Genomic DNA, 15,662 nt, shown 5'->3' on the forward strand with positions numbered 1-15,662 from the left:
CTTCACGCCCGAACCGCGCCACGGTCCGCCCCGGAATATCCGTCCGCCAGGAGCCCGTGCGCCGCGATCTCGATGCGGTCGAGTCCTTCCATCAGGCCAGCCGGAAAGCTCTGCGACGGCAGCGGCTGTTGCGCGAGGGCGCGGATCGCCTCGCCCATGACGCCGGGGTCGCGCCGGGCTCCGGGCTCCAGCATCGCCCCGTCCAGCATGGCGATGAGACCGAGCTCCGCCGCCCGCTCGGCGCGGATCGTCTGCTCCAGGCGAGGCGTCCGCCGGGGCACGATCAGCGCACGCTTGTCGAAGGACAGGATCTCGCAGAACGTGTTGTATCCCCCCATCGCGATCACCCCTTCGGAGCGATGCATGAGGTGCTCGATCTTGGAATCGAAGGTGATGGCATCCACGCGGGGCAGTGTCGCGACACGCTCGATATAGAGGGCACGGCGCGCACGCGGGATGAAGGGTCCGAACACCAGCAATGCGCCGAGCGGGATCGTGGGATCGGCTTCGTAGGCCGAGATCACCCAGTCGATGAGTTCCTCGCCGTCGCCGCCACCCCCCGTCGTGACGAGCGCGAACGGCTCGCGGGTCAGGCGTGGATAGCGTGTCGTCTGGGGCCGGGGCGGCAGTTCGCGGCGGATGTAGCCGGTATAGACGATCCGTTCCGCCACGGCTGGCGGGAGGTCGAAGGCATCGAGCGGCTTGTGCATCTCGGGCAGTCCGTAGACCCAGATCTCGTCGTAGAAGCGCTCCAGCGCGGACAGCGCATCCTTGCGCTCCCATTCGGGCACGATCACTGCCGGCTCGTCGAGAATGTCGCGAAGTCCGAGCACGATACGGGTTCCCACGCCCTTGAGATACTGAAGCGTCGGGAGAAGCTCGTCGCGAAAGCCGGTGGGCTCCTTGTCGACGATCAGGATGTCGGGCTTGAGACCCCGCGCGGTCGCCATAATGATGGCTTCGCGCATGCGAACGGTTTCTTCGAGGTCGAGGGAGAGGCTGGACGTGGAGTAGGTGCCGTCCGGCAGCTTCACAACGCCGGGCACGCGCACGAAGTCGATCCCGTCGCCGAACTCGAAGCTGCCGATCACGGGAGATCCCGATATGATGACGATCGAGGGCCGATCGAGGCCGAGAGCCAGTCGGTTGGCGATGGCGCGGCATCGACGGATGTGGCCGAGGCCGAACGTGTCATGGCTGTAGATCAGGATGCGCGGGCCGCCCGAGCGTGCCGGATGAGGCGTCCTGAGGGGTGTGATCGACATCAAAGATTTCCAGGCCTCCGACGCGAGACCGATTGTCTGCGGGGGTTCGTTATACGACAGAGGCGCGCGATTGGCGAAAGCGGAAAATACGCCTTGCGCCGGCTGCGGTCCGGCACGGCGCCTTTCCCGGCCTGTATGGCATGTTCCTCGCACGTCCGGAATCGACGGACGAACTCGGGCGCCGGCTTCTTTCGGCGCCCCGTTCCGGCTAGGAACTGCGAATCGAAAGGACGCAGGGTCGCGTGCAAGACGGCCTGCAGCGTCCGAGCTGGCGGCAGACTGCCGGGAGGTTTCGCATCCAACGCGTTCTCGTCACCGGCACCGCCGGTTTCGTCGGCCATCACCTTTCGCTCCGGCTGCTGCAGGAGGGCCGGGAGGTCCTGGGCATCGACAACTTCGACCCCTATTACGACCCCGCGCTCAAACGCGCGCGGCTCGAGCGACTGATTCACGAGCGCGGCTTTCGTTTCCACGAGCTGGATCTCAGCGAAGGCACGGCGTTCTTCGAGCTGATGGAGCGGTTCCGCCCCGACATCGTCGTCCATCTGGCGGCGCGGGCGGGCGTACGAAACCCGAGCGGAGACCTCTGGGCCTATGCGCGGCCGAACCTCGACGGCTTCGTCTCCGTCCTCGACGCGTGTCGGCGCGTGCGGCCGCAACTCATCGCCTACGCGTCGTCGAGCTCCGTCTACGGCGTCGGATCGCCGGTCCCCTATCACGAGGACGATCGAAGCGATCGACCCGCCTCGTTCTATGCTGCCACGAAGCGGGCCAACGAACTGATGGCGCAGGCGTTCTCAGGTCTGGAGGACATTCCCTGCGTCGGAATGCGCTTCTTCACGCTCTACGGTCCCTGGGGTCGGCCGGACATGGCCTATTACAGCTTCACCCGAGACATCCTGGCCGGGCGCCCGATCGCGCTGCACGAGGCAGAAGCCATGCGGCGCGATTTCACCTATATCGACGACGCCGTGGAGGCGGTGGTCCGCCTGCTCGATCGTGGTATCGCGGCGCGCGCATCGTTCGCCGAGACCAGGCATTCCCTGTACAATATCGGAAACGCCCGGCCGATCGGGCTGCTCGACTTCGTCAACACGTTGGAGCGTCTTCTCGAGCGCGAGGCGCCGAAGGTCCACCGGCCACGCCAGCCGGGCGAAGTGGTGCTTACCTATGCCGACACGACGCGTCTGCGCGAGGCCATCGGTTTCGTCCCCTCCACCGACATCGCGGACGGATTGGCATCGTTCGTGACCTGGTTCAGGCACTACCACGCTGTTTGAACATTGCTTTGGCGTCCGCTGGCCCGTGAGCCGATCCGTTAGGCGGGCCGCGTGGGAGTTAGTGCGCGTCTCGTCGGATTGTCCGAGTTCCCTGCAGGATCTGGTTTGGAGGCTCGGAGCAGCACGCAAAGAGCATCCGCATCCCCGCATCCAGGGACGGATGTCGCGAACTGCAACCCCCACGCCGGTACCAGCGCCTCGACATCGCGGACCAGCAGTCGTTCTGGAGGCTTAGTTGTCAACGGATTGTCAGGGGTTCGTAATGGTGTTGCCCAAAACACCACTTCCCAGACAACCCATGGTCAACCTCGCCGACAGGCCAGCGCGTTCCAAATGCCGAAGTAGTCAGTCAGGAAAAAATGGTGCCGCTTAGGTGATTCGAACACCTGACCCCATCATTACGAATGATGTGCTCTACCGACTGAGCTAAAGCGGCCCGGCCGAAGCGGTTGTGCCCGGCGGATGGCGTTCTGATAGCGCCAAAGCGTTTGCGTTTCAAGCGGGTTCGAGCCCGAATGTGGAGCCGAGCTCAACGCAGGGCGAGACGGGCGCGCGCCGTGTCGTATTCGGCGGCGAGACGGTCGACGAGGGCGGCGACCGAGGTGACCGCGTCGATCGAACCGATGCCTTGGCCGGCGCCCCATATGTCGCGCCAGGCCTTCGCGCCGCCATCGGCACCGAAATCCATCTTCGACGGATCGCTCGTCGGGAGGTGCTCGGGGTCGAGACCCGCCGCTTCGATCGAAGCGCGCAGGTAGTTTCCGTGGATGCCGGTGAAGAGGTTCGAGTAGACGATGTCCTGGGTGCGACCGGCGACGATGGCGGCCTTGTAGCGCTCGTCGGCGCGGGCTTCCTCGGTTGCGATGAAGGCGGAGCCGACATAGGCGCCGTCGGCACCCGCTGCTTGAGCGGCGAGGATGCCGGCACCCGTCGCGATGGCACCGGACAGGAAGAGCGGGCCGTCGAACCAGCGTCGGATTTCCGCGACGAGCGCGAAGGGAGAGAGCGTGCCGGCATGTCCGCCCGCACCCGCGGCCACCGCCACAAGACCGTCCGCGCCCTTCTCGATCGCCTTGTGGGCGAACCGGTCGTTGATGACGTCGTGGAGCACGATGCCGCCGTAGGAATGGACGGCCTGGTTGACCTCCTCGACCGCTCCGAGAGACGTGATCACGATCGGCACCTTGTGGCGCACGCAGACGGCAAGATCGGCTTCGAGGCGCGTATTGGAACGGTGGACGATCTGGTTCACCGCGAACGGTGCGGGCTGCCTTCCGTCCGGACCGGGCGCCCGAAGCGCTTCGGCGATTTCGGAAAGCCAGTCGTCGAGCTGTGCCGCCGGCCGCGCGTTGAGGGCGGGAAAGGCCCCGACGACCCCGGCGCGCGCCTGCGCGATCACGAGTGCCGGATGCGAGATGATGAAGAGCGGCGCGCCGATGAGCGGAAGCCGGAGGCGTCCTTGCAGGATCGGGGGCAGGGTCATGGCATCGCTCCATCATTGACGTAAACGTAAGGCAAGCCTTAGCCCGATCCGGGCGATGCGCCAAGGATGCTTAAGGGGAAACGCCGCCCCGATCCCGTCGGTCGAGGAGACCGCACCCGGCCGATCGCGATCCTGCGCCGCACTGGCGTCGGCGGGCGGGAACGCCGATATATCCCGCATGCCGGATCTTTTCCCTCCCGTCGCCGCCACGCCCAGCCTGTTTGCCGGGATGCCCGACCTCGTGGTTCGCGTGATCGACGTGGAAACGGCCGGGCATCGGCTCGAGGACGATGCGGTGATCGAGATCGGATCGGTCGACGTCGACCTTTCCGCCGGGGCGATCTTCGATCCGCGCGAAAGTCTGGTCGATCCCGGCGGTGTCGAAATCTCGCCCGGCGCGCGCCGCGTGCATCGGATCTCGGACGAGATGCTGGCGGGCGCGCCCGATTTCGCGACGGCCCGGTCGCGGTTCGCGGGGGCTCCGATCTATGCCGCGCAGCGCGCGTCGTTCGACCGGTCGCGTCTGGCGCTGCCGGGCCGATGGCTCTGCACCTACAAGCTGGCGCTGCGTGCGTTTCCCGAGGTGCGGGCGCACGGGCTCCAGTCGCTGGTGAAGTATGTGCCGCTGGATCTTTCGGACGTGGCGGACCGCCTGCGCGATTCGCACGCGCATCGCGCTTTGTATGACGCGCTCTGCACGGCCGTGCTCCTGCGCCGCATCGCGCAGGAGTTGATGCCGCGCTGTGCGGACGCGGCGGATTTCCTTGATCGCGCCGAGCGGGTGTCCGCCGAACCGGCGCTTCTGGCGCGCCTGCGGTTCGGACGCCACAAGCACGTGCCGATCCGCGAGGTGCCGACCGACTACCTCGAATGGCTCGTGCGGGAGCCGGGGATGGATGCGGATGCGGTCTTTACCGCGAAACATCACGTCGCCCTGCGCGAGCGCGCCGCGATGGCGGCGATCGCACGTCCGCTGCCGGTGACGGCGTAGCGGTCGGTGGATCGAACGCCGACGGCCGAAAGGGGCTGCCCGACCGGCACGCGGCGGAACGCCTGCGACGATAGGGTCGCCATGTGCTGGCCGATCCGTGGGCCGGAGCTATCTAGAAGGGTCGACCGACACCGGGTTCAGCCCTCTTGCAGCGTTTTGCCGATCTCCTCGACCGTCTCGTCCTGACGCCGTCCCGCAACGGGAAACTGCGGTTGATGGCCGACCATTTCCGCAGCGTCCCCGATCCGGAGCGCGGGTACGCGCTGGCGGCCATCACGGGCGAACTCGGCATCCGCTCCGTGAAGCCTGCGATGCTGCGAGACCTGATGACCGAACGCATGGACGAGGTGCTGTTCGGCTATTCCTACGACTATGTCGGCGATCTCGCGGAGACGATCGCGCTGGTCTGGCCTGCGCCGCATGACGGAGAGGTTCTGCGCCGCAACGACACGCCGACCCTCGAACAGGTCGTGACTGAGCTGGATGCCGCGACGCGGGCGGAAGGGCCACGCCTCGTGGAGGACTGGCTCGACAAGCTAGACTCGTCAGGGCGCTATGCGCTGCTGAAGCTCGTGACCGGCGCCATGCGCATCGGCGTTTCCTCGCGCCTTGCCAAGCAGGCACTGGCCGACTTCGGATCGAAGGACATCGTCGAGATCGAGGAGTTGTGGCACGGGCTCGAGGTGCCGTATCTCGAACTCTTCGACTGGCTGGAAGGGCGGGCCGAGAAACCCGTTTCGGCCGCCGCCTCGCCGTTCCGCCCGGTCATGCTCTCGCAACCGCTGGAGGAGCCGGATTACGGGCGGATCAATGCGGACGACTACGCCGCCGAATGGAAATGGGACGGCATTCGCGTCCAGGCGACGGTGGAGCGCGGGGTCAAGCGGCTGTATTCGCGCACCGGCGACGACGTATCGGGCGCCTTTCCCGATCTTCTCGACTTCATGACGTTTGAGGGCTCGCTCGACGGCGAGCTTCTCGTGGCGCGTCCCGCCGCGAAGGGAAGCGGGCGCCCGGCCGTGCATCCGCACCAGGGCGCGGTGCGCGACGATATCGTGGTCGGCACCTTTTCCGACCTTCAGCAGCGGCTGAACCGCAAGACGGTGTCCGCCGCCGTGATGAAGAAGCATCCGGTGTTCCTGCGCACATACGATCTCCTGCAGGATGGGACGCAGGACCTGCGCGCGCTGCCGTTCGCCGAACGCCGGAAAAGGCTGGACGCCTTCGTGGCAGGGCTCGAGCCGAGCCGCTTCGACATCTCGCCCTTCGTCCCGTTCGAGCGTTTCGAGGACCTCACGCGGCTGCGCGCCGATCCACCTCATCCTGTGATCGAAGGGCTGATGCTGAAGCGGTGGGACAGCTCCTACGTGCCGGGCCGTCCCAAGGGGCCCTGGTTCAAATGGAAGCAGGACCCCCATCTGATCGACGCGGTGCTGATGTACGCCCAGCGCGGCCACGGCAAGCGGTCGAGCTTCTACTCGGACTATACGTTCGGGGTCTGGACGGGGCCGGAGGACCAGCCGGAGCTCGTGCCGGTCGGCAAGGCCTATTTCGGCTTCACCGATGAAGAGCTGAAGCAACTCGACAAATATATCCGCGACAACACGATCGAGCGGTTCGGTCCGGTGCGTTCGGTGCGCGCCGACCCGGACCACGGGCTTGTCCTCGAGGTGGCGTTCGAGGGGCTGGCCCGCTCGAGCCGCCACAAGTCGGGCGTTGCCATGCGCTTCCCGCGCGTGTCGCGCCTGCGGTGGGACAAGCCGGCCGCCGAGGCCGACCGTCTGGAAACGCTGCAGGCGATGATCGACGGCTGAGGCGTGCGTTCATACCTGTGACGGGCGGGGTGCTTGCATCGCCACAATCCGCCCTCTACCTCGAAGTCGGACTGGAACGAAGAGGACCGACATGGCGGATCGCGTGACGACATTCCTGGGCGGCTCGCCGCTGGCCGTGATCGTCCGGCTTCTGGTGATCTCGCTGCTCGTGGGCATCCTCCTGTCGTGGTTCGACATCCGCCCCTACGAGATCGTGGATTGGATCAAGGACTTCGTCCAGTGGGCTTGGGTGAGCGTCTTCGGGTCGCTCAACCGCGTGATCGACTACGTGCTCCTCGGCGCGGCCGTGGTGGTGCCGGTCTTCATCGTCTCCCGTCTCCTGAAGACGGGGCGCGGGTGACGGCTCAGTCGAACTCGCTCGCCACGCGATGCAGGATCGTGTGGCGGCGCGACAGCGCCTCGATGTCCCTGGAGTAGCCACCGCCGATCACGCCGGCGACGGGCACGCCGCGATCGCGGAAAAAACCGATGACGCGCCGGTCGCGCTCGGCGAGCCCCGCGTCGGTAAGGGACAGCCGGCCGAGCCTGTCCTCGGCATGCGGGTCGACGCCGGCATTGTAGAACACGATCTCGGGTCGCGCTCTGTCGTAGGCCGTCTGCAGGAGATCGGGCAGGACGGCAAGATAAGCGTCGTCGCCTGTCCCGTCCGGCAGGCCGAGATCGATGTCCGATACGGCCTTCGGATGCGGGTAGTTGCGCTCGCCGTGGATCGAGACGGTCAGGACCGCATGGTCGTCCGCGAAGATCCGCGCCGTCCCGTCGCCCTGATGGACGTCGCAGTCGAACACCAGCGCCCGGCCGACCTCGCCGTCCGCGATGAGGACGCAGGCCGCCACCGCCACATCGTTGAAGACCGAGAAGCCGGCACCGCCCTGGCGGGCGGCGTGGTGACTGCCGCCCGCCGTGTTGCAGGCCAGCCCGCGTTCCAGCGCGAGGCGCGCCGCAAGAACGGTGCCGCCGGTGGCAAGGCGCGACCGCCGCGCGACCCGCTCGTCCACCGCGAAGCCGATGGCCTTTTCGGTCGCCTTGTCCACGCGCTGGGTGAGCACGGCATCGACGTAAGCGGCGTCGTGGGCGAGTTCGAGCCACCCTTCGGGCGCCGGGATCGGCTGGAAGAAGCCGTTCGGGGCCAGTCCGTCCTCGACGAGGATGGCGGCGAGGCGCGTGAACTTCGACATCGGAAAGCGGTGCGCCTCGTTGAACTGCGCATCGAAGGCCGGGTGGTGGACGATCGCGAGCGCCACCGGCTTCAGTCCCTCACGGCCGCCGGACCTCCCAGCCCAGAGGCGGGCCGCCGGACAGGATCTCGTCCACCCGGCTGTCGCGAACGCTGGCGATCGTATCGATGCCGGCGCGGTCGAGATGGCGCGACAGGTCGTTGAGGATGCGGATCGGAAGGCCCGGTCCGCGGTAGACGAGGGCCGTATAGAGCTGGACGAGATCGGCTCCGGCTTCCATCTTGCGCAGGAAGGTCGACGCGTTCTCCACGCCGCCGACGCCGATCAGCGGAACATCCGGTCCCATCGCGCGGCGGAACATCGCCAGCACATAGGTGGAGCGATCGAACACCGGGCGCCCGGAAAGGCCGCCGGCCTCGTCGGCATGCATGCGGCCCTCGACGCCATGCCGCGACAAGGTGGTGTTGGAGACGATCAGCCCTTCCACCTTGCGGTGCTTGGCAGTGTCGGCGATGGCCCAGATCTCGTCTTCCGAAAGGTCCGGCGCGACTTTCAGGAACACCGGTCGACGTTTGGTGGCGGCGATCGCCGCTGCGCCGTCGCGCGCGGCCATGACGAATTCCAGCAGCCGGTCGAGGTCGGAACCTTGCTGCAGCTTGCGAAGGCCCGGCGTGTTGGGCGACGAGATGTTGACCGTCAGATAGCTCGACAGCGCCTCGAAGCGGTGGATGCCGGCGACGTAGTCGGCGATCCGATCCTGCGCATCCTTGTTGGCACCGATGTTCACTCCGACGATGCCGGCCTTGCGCGAACGTGCCTCCAGCCGCTCGGCGACGTCGGCATGCCCATGGTTGTTGAAGCCGAGACGATTGATGACGGCGGAAACCTCGGGCAGGCGGAAGACGCGTGGCTTCGAATTGCCCTCCTGGGGCAGGGGTGTGACCGTGCCGATCTCGACAAAGCCGAAACCCAGCCGAAGCGCGGCGTCCGGAACTTCGGCGTTCTTGTCGTATCCGGCGGCCAGACCGAGCGGATTGGGGAACGAGAGGCCCGCGACGTCGGTGCGCAGCCGCGGATCGATCGGTCGGTTGCGCCGCGGCACGAGACCGCGTTTCAGCGCCTCCACCGACAGGCCGTGCGCGCGCTCGGCGTCGAGCTTGAACAGCAGGGGCCGGGCGACGTCGTAGAAGGCCCGGCTCATCGCACGCTTCCCGGAAAGACATGGCGCCCGTCGTCGCCGAGCGGCACGTCGGCGACGTAGACGACCGCCTCCATCGGCAGTTCGCCATAGAGATGGGGAAAGACGTCGCCGCCGCGCGACGGTTCCCACTTCAATGGCGGCCCGAGCTTCTCCGGGTCGACGGCGGCGACGATCAGCGCGGTCTCGCCCGCGAAATGCCTGGCCGCCGTTTCGCGCACCTGCGCGCCGGTGGAAAAGTGGATGTAGCCGTCCTTCAGGTCGACCGGCGCGCCGATGAAACGGCCGGAAGCCTCCGCCTCCAGCCATTGCGAACGGGGCGAGAGTTTGAAGATGAGCGCGCGCTGTTCCATGCGAATTCGCCTGCCAGACGGGCCGGCCGCCGTCAATCGGCGCCGGCCTCCAGCGCGGACGTCGGACCCGATGATGCAACCTTCGCGATCCGATGAACGAGGAAATCCGCCATCGCCTGCTCGGACCGTGTGCCCGCCTCGCTGGCGAAGGTCTCGTAGACATGGCACCCGTCCGGCTGGACGCGAAGCTCCGCTGCGTTGCCGGCCGCACGCCAGCGCGCGGCCATGAACAGCGTATCGTCCAGAAGCAGGTCGCGCGTGCCGACGCTGAAGTGGGCCGGCGGCATGCCGTCCAGTCGCGCATAGAGCGGCGACACGGCGGGGTCGCGAACGTCCTGCGTTTCCGGCACGCAGCGCCGCACGAACTCGGCGATGTCGTCCGTGTTGAGAATCAAGCGCTCCGCGCCGAAGTTGCGCACGCTCGGGCTCATGGACAGGTCGTAGCAACCCGCCACCAGATTGGCCGCGTGGAAGGGAGCGGCTTGGTGACGGTCGCGCAGGCGCAGAAGCGTCAGGACGGAGAGATGGGCGCCGGCCGACTCGCCGCCGATGGCAAGGAAGCTAGTGGGCAGATCCGCGATCCGTCCCGCGACGAGCGCCAGGGCGGCCGCCTCGCAATCGTCCGGGCCGGCGGGAAAGGGATGCTCCGGCGCCAACCGGTAGTCTACCGAGGCCACGCAGAGCCCCGTCGCATCCGCGAGGCGGCGCAGGCGCGGGTCGTTCTCGACCGCCTCCCCGAAGACCCATCCGCCACCATGGAAGTGCAGATAGGTGCCGAGCGAGCGCCCGTCGGCGGGCCGCAGGATGCGGATCGGGACGGTGCGTCCGTCCTCGGTCGGCAGTTCCAAGACCGAAGCGTTGCCGTCCGGCGCAACACCTGGAAACACCCCGAGCCCTTGTCGTCGCGCCTCCCGCACGACATCGATCGGGAAGGACCAGGGACTCGGACGACTGGCCTGGAAAGCCGCAATCTCCGCGTTCAGCCGGCGCAGTTCGTCGTCGCGCTCGAGGAAGACGGACGCCCAAAGGCCGTTGTCGCCGCTCATCGGTCTCTCCTCTCGCCGCGTCCGGCCCGGAGGCCATATGGAACGGCACGCGAGGGATAAGTCGATCATGCAATCGGTCACGCAGCAGTTTCTCCACCGGTTGGGCATCCAGACCCGTGGGCGGGGCCTTACCGACATGACGCGCGAGATCGCGGCCGTCCTGGCGTCGGAGGGGGCTGGCGACGGCCTCCTGACCGTCTTCATCCGGCATACGTCGGCCTCGCTGACGATCCAGGAGAACGCGGACCCCGACGTGCGAACGGATCTCGTTGCCGCCTTCGACCGACTGGCGCCCGAAACCGCTCCCTACGTCCATACGATCGAGGGGCCGGACGACATGCCGGCCCATGTCAAGACGGCACTGACCGACACGAGCCTGTCCGTTCCCGTCGAGCGCGGGCGCATGGTGCTGGGCACATGGCAAGGCATCTATCTGTTCGAGCATCGAAGCCATCCCCGCCGGCGGGAAGTCGTCCTGCACTTCCTGGGAACCGGTCGCGGCTGAAACCGCCTGCGGCGCATCGTTTCGCCCGGCAGTTGCAATCGCGCACCCCTGCGATACGTTGATCTCACGAGGTCGTGAGTCGGCTAAAGGGGATACAGGCCATGCTCAAGGAGTTTCGTGAGTTCGCCCTCAAGGGCAACATGGTCGATCTGGCGATCGGCATCATCATCGGCGCGGCCTTTTCCGGCCTCGTCAATTCGATCGTCGCGGATCTCATCATGCCCATCGTCGGCGTCGTGTCGGGCGGCGTCGACTTCTCCAACAAGTTCATCGCGTTGAGCTCCAACGTCACCGCCAGCAGCCTCGCTCAGGCGCGCGAGCAGGGCGCGGTGATCGCCTACGGCAACTTCCTGACGCTAGCGATCAACTTCCTGATCGTCGCCTTCGTGCTGTTCATGGTCGTCAAGGGCATGAATCGCCTGAAGCGCAAGGAAGAGGCGAAGCCTTCGGAAGCCAAGGAGGTGCCGCGCGAGCAGGAACTTCTGGAGGAGATCCGCGATCTCCTGGCCAACGGACGGTCCAGCGTGCGGCCGGGTCAGGTGCCGGGCGGCGACTTCTAGCGTCTTCGTTGCCGGTTCAGACTTGACGAACCGGACGGAAAGACCGAGTCCCGGCTGAACGGACCGCGAAGCACGGGCGGTCCGAACCGATCTCCGGGACTGCCCGTCATGAGCCTGCTCCAGCGTCTGCGTCCGGCTGCGCTCGCCGCGCCCGAAAGCGGAATCGTCGCCGTCATCAACCACGCTCGAGGCCGGGAAGGGCTGATTCCCCTTTGGGCCGGCGAGGGGGATCTGCCGACACCGGCCTTCATCGCTGACGCGGCGGCGCAATCGCTTCGCGACGGCGAGACATTCTACACCTGGCAGCGCGGCATCCCCGAACTGCGGCAGGCGATCGCCGGCTACATCGAGCGCCTCTACGGCCGCTCCACCTCGGCCGACCGCGTCTTCGTCACCGGGTCGGGCATGCACGCGATCCAGCTCGTGCTGACTGCTCTTGCGGGCGAGGGCGACGAGGTCGTCTTCGTGTCGCCGCTCTGGCCGAATTTCGCGGCAGCCGCAGGGGTTTGCGGCGCACGGGCCGTCGAGGTCGCGCTAAATTGGGACGGCGCCGCGTGGCAGCTGGATCTCGATCGGCTGCGTGATGCGATCACCCCGCGCACCCGCGCGATCTTCGTCAACACCCCCAACAACCCCACGGGCTGGACCGCCGATGCCGCGACGATCCAGTCGATCCTCGGCATCGCGCGCGAGGCCGGCGTCTTCGTGGTGGCTGACGAAATCTACAGCCGGTTCTTCTACGCCGGCGCCCGCGCTCCGTCCTTCCACGATGCGATGACCGACGAGGACGCGCTGGTCTTCGTCAACTCCTTCTCGAAGAACTGGGCGATGACCGGCTGGCGCGTCGGCTGGATCGAAGCGCCCGCGGCCTTCGGCCAGCTCATCGAGAACCTCGTCCAGTATTCCAACTCGGGCGTTGCGACCTTCATGCAGCGCGGCGCGGTGGCCGCCATCGAGCAGGGCGAGGCGTTCGTGGCGAGCCAGGTCGCGCGCGCCAGCGAGGCACGCCGCATCTTCACCGGGGCGCTCGCCGCAACCAACCGGGTGTCGATCGCGCCACCGGACGGTGCCTTCTACGCCTTCTTCGCGATCGACGGGATCGACGACGGCATGCAGGCCGCGCTGCGCATCGCCGACGAGGCGCTGGTCGGCCTCGCACCGGGGGCCGCCTTCGCGCCGACGACGCCGGGCTACCTGCGGGCCTGCTTCCACCGGCGGCTCGATCAGGTCGAGATGTCGGCCGCCCGACTTGTGGAGTGGATCGGGCGTCAGCCTTGAACCGCTTCGCCCAGGCGGCGCTGACGATCGCCATCGGAGCGATCGGCGGCGGCCTTGCCGCGATGGCTCAGCTGCCGGTGGCCTGGCTTCTCGGGGCGACGCTCGCCGTCGTCGTCGCCACCCTGTCCGGCCTCACGCTGCGCGTACCCGACCGGTTGCGCGATGTCACCTTCTTCATTCTGGGTATCCAGGCAGGGTCCGGCGTCACGCCGGATGTGGTCAACCAGCTCGCGCTCTGGCCGCTGTCGTTCGCGATCCAGATGGTCGGCGTCGCGCTCATCGTGGTGGCGACCAAGGTGTTCCTGGAGCGCGTCTTCGGTTGGGATCGCGAGACCGCGCTGTTCGCCTCGTTGCCGGGGGCGATGTCCTTCGTGCTGGCCGCCGCGTCGGAAACGCGCGCCGACATGACCCGCATCATCGTCGTTCAGTCGGTCCGACTGCTTCTGCTCATCGGCGCACTGACGCCGCTCCTTGCGTGGTTGGAAGGCGGAAACGTCCTAGAGGGTGGCTTGCGCGGAGGGGTCATCGGCACGCCGCTTCAATATGCGACGCTCGCGGGTCTCTGCGCACTGTGCGCCTTCGTCGGGGTGCGCAGCCGGCTGCCCGGCGGGCTGATCCTCGGCGCCCTGTTCGCCAGTGCCTTCCTGCACGGCACGGATATCGCGCCTGTCGCCATTCCGACCTGGATCGCGATCCCCGCCCTCGTCGTGCTCGGCTGCTCCATCGGGGCCCGTCTGCGGCCGGAGCACCGCAAGGCCATGGTGGAGCTGCTGACGGCGTCGCTCGGCGCTTTTGCGATCGGCTTGGGGCTCTCGGGGCTCGCGGGACTTGCCGCATTCGCGACGCTCGGCATCGCATTCGGCAAGATCGCGCTGGCCTATGCGCCGGGCGCGCTGGAGGCGCTGACGGTGCTCGCCTTCCAGTTCAACCTCGATCCCGCCTACGTCGCGGCACACCACGTTGTGCGCTTCGTTGGCCTCGCGCTCATGGTCCCCGTGTTGGCTCGACGCCTGCCGCGAGCGCAAACGGAAGGGAGCATGATCCGAAAGGAAGCCGCTCCTGCCGCCGCAGCGCACGATACCGAGGACGATCCGACGCGCGAGGCCTGATGCGCAGGCGCCCGCGCGATGCGGGCGCTCACGCCATGCCGTCAGCTGTCAGCCGCCGGCCTTCGCCAGAACCAGGGCCGGCGCATGGTCCTCGCGGTCTTCGCCAGCTGGTCGCTCCGAGGCGAAGGGGATGCCGAGCGCCGTCCACGTCTCGACCAGCGCCGCGCGCAACGCCCCGACGAGCACGTCGTCATGCAGAGGGGTCGGCGTGATCCGCAGCCGCTCCGTGCCGCGCGGCACGGTCGGGTAGTTGATCGGCTGGATGTAGATGCCGTGGCGATCGAGGAGGCGGTCGCTGGCCTGCTTGCACAGGTCGGGATCGCCGACCAGAAGGGGCACGATATGCGTGTCGGACGGCATGACCGGCAGGTCGGCGCCCGCCAACTCGCGTTTCACCTCGGCGACCTGCCGCTGCTGGCCCGCGCGCTCGCTGGCCGACTGCTTGAGGTGACGGATCGAGGCGGCCGCCGCCGCGGCCAGCGCGGGAGGCAGAGCGGTGGTGAAGATGAAGCCCGGCGCGTAGGAGCGAACGGCGTCCACCAGGGCGCGGCTGCCGGCGATGTAGCCGCCGAGGACGCCGAATGCCTTCGCGAGGGTACCCTCGATCACGTCGAGCCGGTGCGCGACGCCCTCGCGATCGGTGATGCCGCCGCCGCGCGGGCCGTACATGCCGACCGCATGGACCTCGTCGATATAGGTCATCGCGTTGTAGCGCTCGGCGAGATTGCAGATCGCGGCAATGGGCGCGACGTCGCCGTCCATCGAGTAGACGCTCTCGAAGACGATGAGCTTGGGTCGCGCGGGATCGGCGGCCTTGAGAAGTTCTTCGAGATGAACGAGATCGTTGTGGCGAAACACCTGCTTGCGGCAGCCGGAGCGGCGCACGCCCTCGATCATCGAGGCGTGGTTCAGCTCGTCCGACAGGATCAGGCAGTCGGGCAGGAGTTTGGCGATGGTCGAGATCGACGCGTCGTTGGACACGAAGCCGGAGGTGAAGACCAGCGCCGCTTCCTTGCCATGGAGGTCGGCGAGTTCCGCCTCGAGTTCGACCAGCGGATGGCTGGTGCCCGAGATGTTGCGCGTGCCGCCCGCACCCGAGCCCATGCAGGCAACCGCCTGCGTCATCGCATCGACCACGGCGGGGTGCTGGCCCATGCCGAGATAGTCGTTCGAGCACCACACGGTGATTTCGCGCGCTTGTCCCTCGTGGCGCCAGATGGCGGCGGGGAAGCGGCCTACGATGCGCTCCAGGTCGGCGAAGACCCGGTAGCGGCGTTCTGCGTGGAGGGCCTCGATCGCGGATGCGAAGTGGGTTTGATAGTCGATCATCCGGAACTCCTTCGTGAGAAGGGTTCTAATTTCAGGTCCCGGTGAAGTCCACCCGGACAGAATGTCCAAGCCTCACCCTTGGGCCGCGTCGTCGTCGGCCGTTTCCGGCGTCGCGTCCGAGGCGTCGTCAGGCGATGCGTCGGCCCGGCCGCGGGCCTGTTCCTTGCGCCGCCGCAGGTTCTCGCGGAGCGTTTCCTCCAGCCGTTTCTGGCGCTTCTGCTTGGCGGGATCGATGGGGGCGTGGGTCATGGT

General features: G+C 67.4%; 16 protein-coding genes and 1 tRNA gene. 8 read left to right on the forward strand and 9 right to left on the reverse strand.

Annotated features, from left to right (window positions below; all coding sequences use genetic code 11):
* Nucleotides 1-2: 2 nt before the first annotated feature.
* Nucleotides 3-1,265, reverse strand: a complete 1,263-nt coding sequence (locus AUL34_RS12675; protein WP_061934350.1) for a glycosyltransferase family protein — start codon at nt 1,263-1,265, stop codon at nt 3-5.
* Between the two features lie 242 nt (nt 1,266-1,507).
* On the opposite strand from AUL34_RS12675, the gene AUL34_RS12680 reads away from it, so the two are divergent.
* Nucleotides 1,508-2,545: an NAD-dependent epimerase/dehydratase family protein gene (locus tag AUL34_RS12680; RefSeq protein ID WP_244492549.1), complete on the forward strand. Its 1,038-nt coding sequence runs from the start codon at nt 1,508-1,510 to the stop codon at nt 2,543-2,545.
* Between the two features lie 360 nt (nt 2,546-2,905).
* On the opposite strand, the gene AUL34_RS12685 is transcribed toward AUL34_RS12680, so the two are convergent.
* Nucleotides 2,906-2,981, reverse strand: a tRNA-Thr gene (locus AUL34_RS12685).
* A gap of 93 nt (nt 2,982-3,074) precedes the next feature.
* On the reverse strand, nt 3,075-4,028 hold the full coding sequence (locus tag AUL34_RS12690; RefSeq protein WP_061934352.1) for a nitronate monooxygenase family protein: 954 nt from the start codon (nt 4,026-4,028) through the stop codon (nt 3,075-3,077).
* 178 nt (nt 4,029-4,206) lie between these two features.
* Here AUL34_RS12690 and AUL34_RS12695 point away from each other — a divergent pair, with 178 nt between their 5' ends.
* The 3 genes from AUL34_RS12695 (at nt 4,207) to AUL34_RS12705 (ending at nt 7,194) form a co-directional block, all read left to right on the forward strand.
* Entirely contained in the window at nt 4,207-5,019 is an 813-nt protein-coding gene (locus tag AUL34_RS12695) for an exonuclease domain-containing protein (RefSeq protein WP_061934354.1), read from the forward strand.
* Nucleotides 5,020-5,165: 146 nt separating this feature from the next.
* Nucleotides 5,166-6,833 (forward strand): cisplatin damage response ATP-dependent DNA ligase, encoded by a 1,668-nt coding sequence (locus AUL34_RS12700; RefSeq protein WP_061934356.1) that lies wholly within the window; start codon nt 5,166-5,168, stop codon nt 6,831-6,833.
* A 91-nt stretch (nt 6,834-6,924) separates the two neighbouring features.
* Nucleotides 6,925-7,194 (forward strand): DUF6460 domain-containing protein, encoded by a 270-nt coding sequence (locus AUL34_RS12705; protein ID WP_061934358.1) that lies wholly within the window; start codon nt 6,925-6,927, stop codon nt 7,192-7,194.
* Between the two features lie 4 nt (nt 7,195-7,198).
* Here AUL34_RS12705 and AUL34_RS12710 read toward each other — a convergent pair whose 3' ends face one another.
* The 4 genes from AUL34_RS12710 to AUL34_RS12725 are packed head-to-tail and all read right to left on the reverse strand — an operon-like array spanning nt 7,199 to nt 10,629.
* Nucleotides 7,199-8,098, reverse strand: coding sequence for a histone deacetylase (locus tag AUL34_RS12710; RefSeq protein WP_061934360.1), 900 nt, complete (start codon nt 8,096-8,098; stop codon nt 7,199-7,201).
* A gap of 13 nt (nt 8,099-8,111) precedes the next feature.
* On the reverse strand, nt 8,112-9,233 hold the full coding sequence (locus AUL34_RS12715; RefSeq protein WP_061934362.1) for a quinone-dependent dihydroorotate dehydrogenase: 1,122 nt from the start codon (nt 9,231-9,233) through the stop codon (nt 8,112-8,114).
* Nucleotides 9,230-9,583 carry a DUF952 domain-containing protein gene (locus tag AUL34_RS12720; protein WP_061934364.1) on the reverse strand — a complete coding sequence of 118 codons (354 nt, stop codon included), beginning with the start codon at nt 9,581-9,583 and terminating at the stop codon, nt 9,230-9,232. The genes AUL34_RS12715 and AUL34_RS12720 overlap by 4 nt, the downstream gene beginning before the upstream one ends.
* 32 nt (nt 9,584-9,615) lie before the next feature.
* Entirely contained in the window at nt 9,616-10,629 is a 1,014-nt protein-coding gene (locus AUL34_RS12725; RefSeq protein ID WP_061934366.1) for an alpha/beta hydrolase, read from the reverse strand.
* Between the two features lie 67 nt (nt 10,630-10,696).
* On the opposite strand from AUL34_RS12725, the gene AUL34_RS12730 reads away from it, so the two are divergent.
* From AUL34_RS12730 to AUL34_RS12745, 4 genes are all read left to right on the forward strand, one after another.
* Entirely contained in the window at nt 10,697-11,134 is a 438-nt protein-coding gene (locus tag AUL34_RS12730) for a secondary thiamine-phosphate synthase enzyme YjbQ (protein ID WP_082653348.1), read from the forward strand.
* Nucleotides 11,135-11,235: 101 nt separating this feature from the next.
* Nucleotides 11,236-11,694 (forward strand): large conductance mechanosensitive channel protein MscL, encoded by a 459-nt coding sequence (gene mscL, locus AUL34_RS12735; protein WP_061934370.1) that lies wholly within the window; start codon nt 11,236-11,238, stop codon nt 11,692-11,694.
* Nucleotides 11,695-11,802: 108 nt separating this feature from the next.
* A complete protein-coding gene (locus AUL34_RS12740) occupies nt 11,803-12,972 on the forward strand; it encodes a pyridoxal phosphate-dependent aminotransferase (RefSeq protein WP_061934372.1) in 1,170 nt (389 codons plus the stop codon).
* Nucleotides 12,969-14,081 (forward strand): AbrB family transcriptional regulator, encoded by a 1,113-nt coding sequence (locus AUL34_RS12745; protein ID WP_244492550.1) that lies wholly within the window; start codon nt 12,969-12,971, stop codon nt 14,079-14,081. The genes AUL34_RS12740 and AUL34_RS12745 overlap by 4 nt, the downstream gene beginning before the upstream one ends.
* Nucleotides 14,082-14,129: 48 nt before the next feature.
* Here AUL34_RS12745 and hemA read toward each other — a convergent pair whose 3' ends face one another.
* Nucleotides 14,130-15,407 (reverse strand): 5-aminolevulinate synthase, encoded by a 1,278-nt coding sequence (hemA, locus tag AUL34_RS12750; protein ID WP_061934494.1) that lies wholly within the window; start codon nt 15,405-15,407, stop codon nt 14,130-14,132.
* Between the two features lie 75 nt (nt 15,408-15,482).
* Nucleotides 15,483-15,659, reverse strand: coding sequence for a hypothetical protein (locus tag AUL34_RS22590; protein ID WP_192845746.1), 177 nt, complete (start codon nt 15,657-15,659; stop codon nt 15,483-15,485).
* Nucleotides 15,660-15,662: the final 3 nt, after the last annotated feature.

The organism is Aureimonas sp. AU22, from assembly GCF_001463745.1.
Classification (GTDB): Bacteria; Pseudomonadota; Alphaproteobacteria; order Rhizobiales; family Rhizobiaceae; genus Aureimonas.

Coding starts and splice junctions, on each gene's coding strand:
- AUL34_RS12690 (WP_061934352.1), bottom strand. CDS start 4,028: ATGACCCTGCCCCCGATCCTGCAAGGACGCCTCCGGCTTCCGCTCATC.
- AUL34_RS12705 (WP_061934358.1), top strand. CDS start 6,925: ATGGCGGATCGCGTGACGACATTCCTGGGCGGCTCGCCGCTGGCCGTG.
- AUL34_RS12695 (WP_061934354.1), top strand. CDS start 4,207: ATGCCGGATCTTTTCCCTCCCGTCGCCGCCACGCCCAGCCTGTTTGCC.
- AUL34_RS12720 (WP_061934364.1), bottom strand. CDS start 9,583: ATGGAACAGCGCGCGCTCATCTTCAAACTCTCGCCCCGTTCGCAATGG.
- AUL34_RS12675 (WP_061934350.1), bottom strand. CDS start 1,265: ATGTCGATCACACCCCTCAGGACGCCTCATCCGGCACGCTCGGGCGGC.
- AUL34_RS22590 (WP_192845746.1), bottom strand. CDS start 15,659: ATGACCCACGCCCCCATCGATCCCGCCAAGCAGAAGCGCCAGAAACGG.
- mscL (WP_061934370.1), top strand. CDS start 11,236: ATGCTCAAGGAGTTTCGTGAGTTCGCCCTCAAGGGCAACATGGTCGAT.
- AUL34_RS12715 (WP_061934362.1), bottom strand. CDS start 9,233: ATGAGCCGGGCCTTCTACGACGTCGCCCGGCCCCTGCTGTTCAAGCTC.
- AUL34_RS12740 (WP_061934372.1), top strand. CDS start 11,803: ATGAGCCTGCTCCAGCGTCTGCGTCCGGCTGCGCTCGCCGCGCCCGAA.
- AUL34_RS12725 (WP_061934366.1), bottom strand. CDS start 10,629: ATGAGCGGCGACAACGGCCTTTGGGCGTCCGTCTTCCTCGAGCGCGAC.
- AUL34_RS12730 (WP_082653348.1), top strand. CDS start 10,697: ATGCAATCGGTCACGCAGCAGTTTCTCCACCGGTTGGGCATCCAGACC.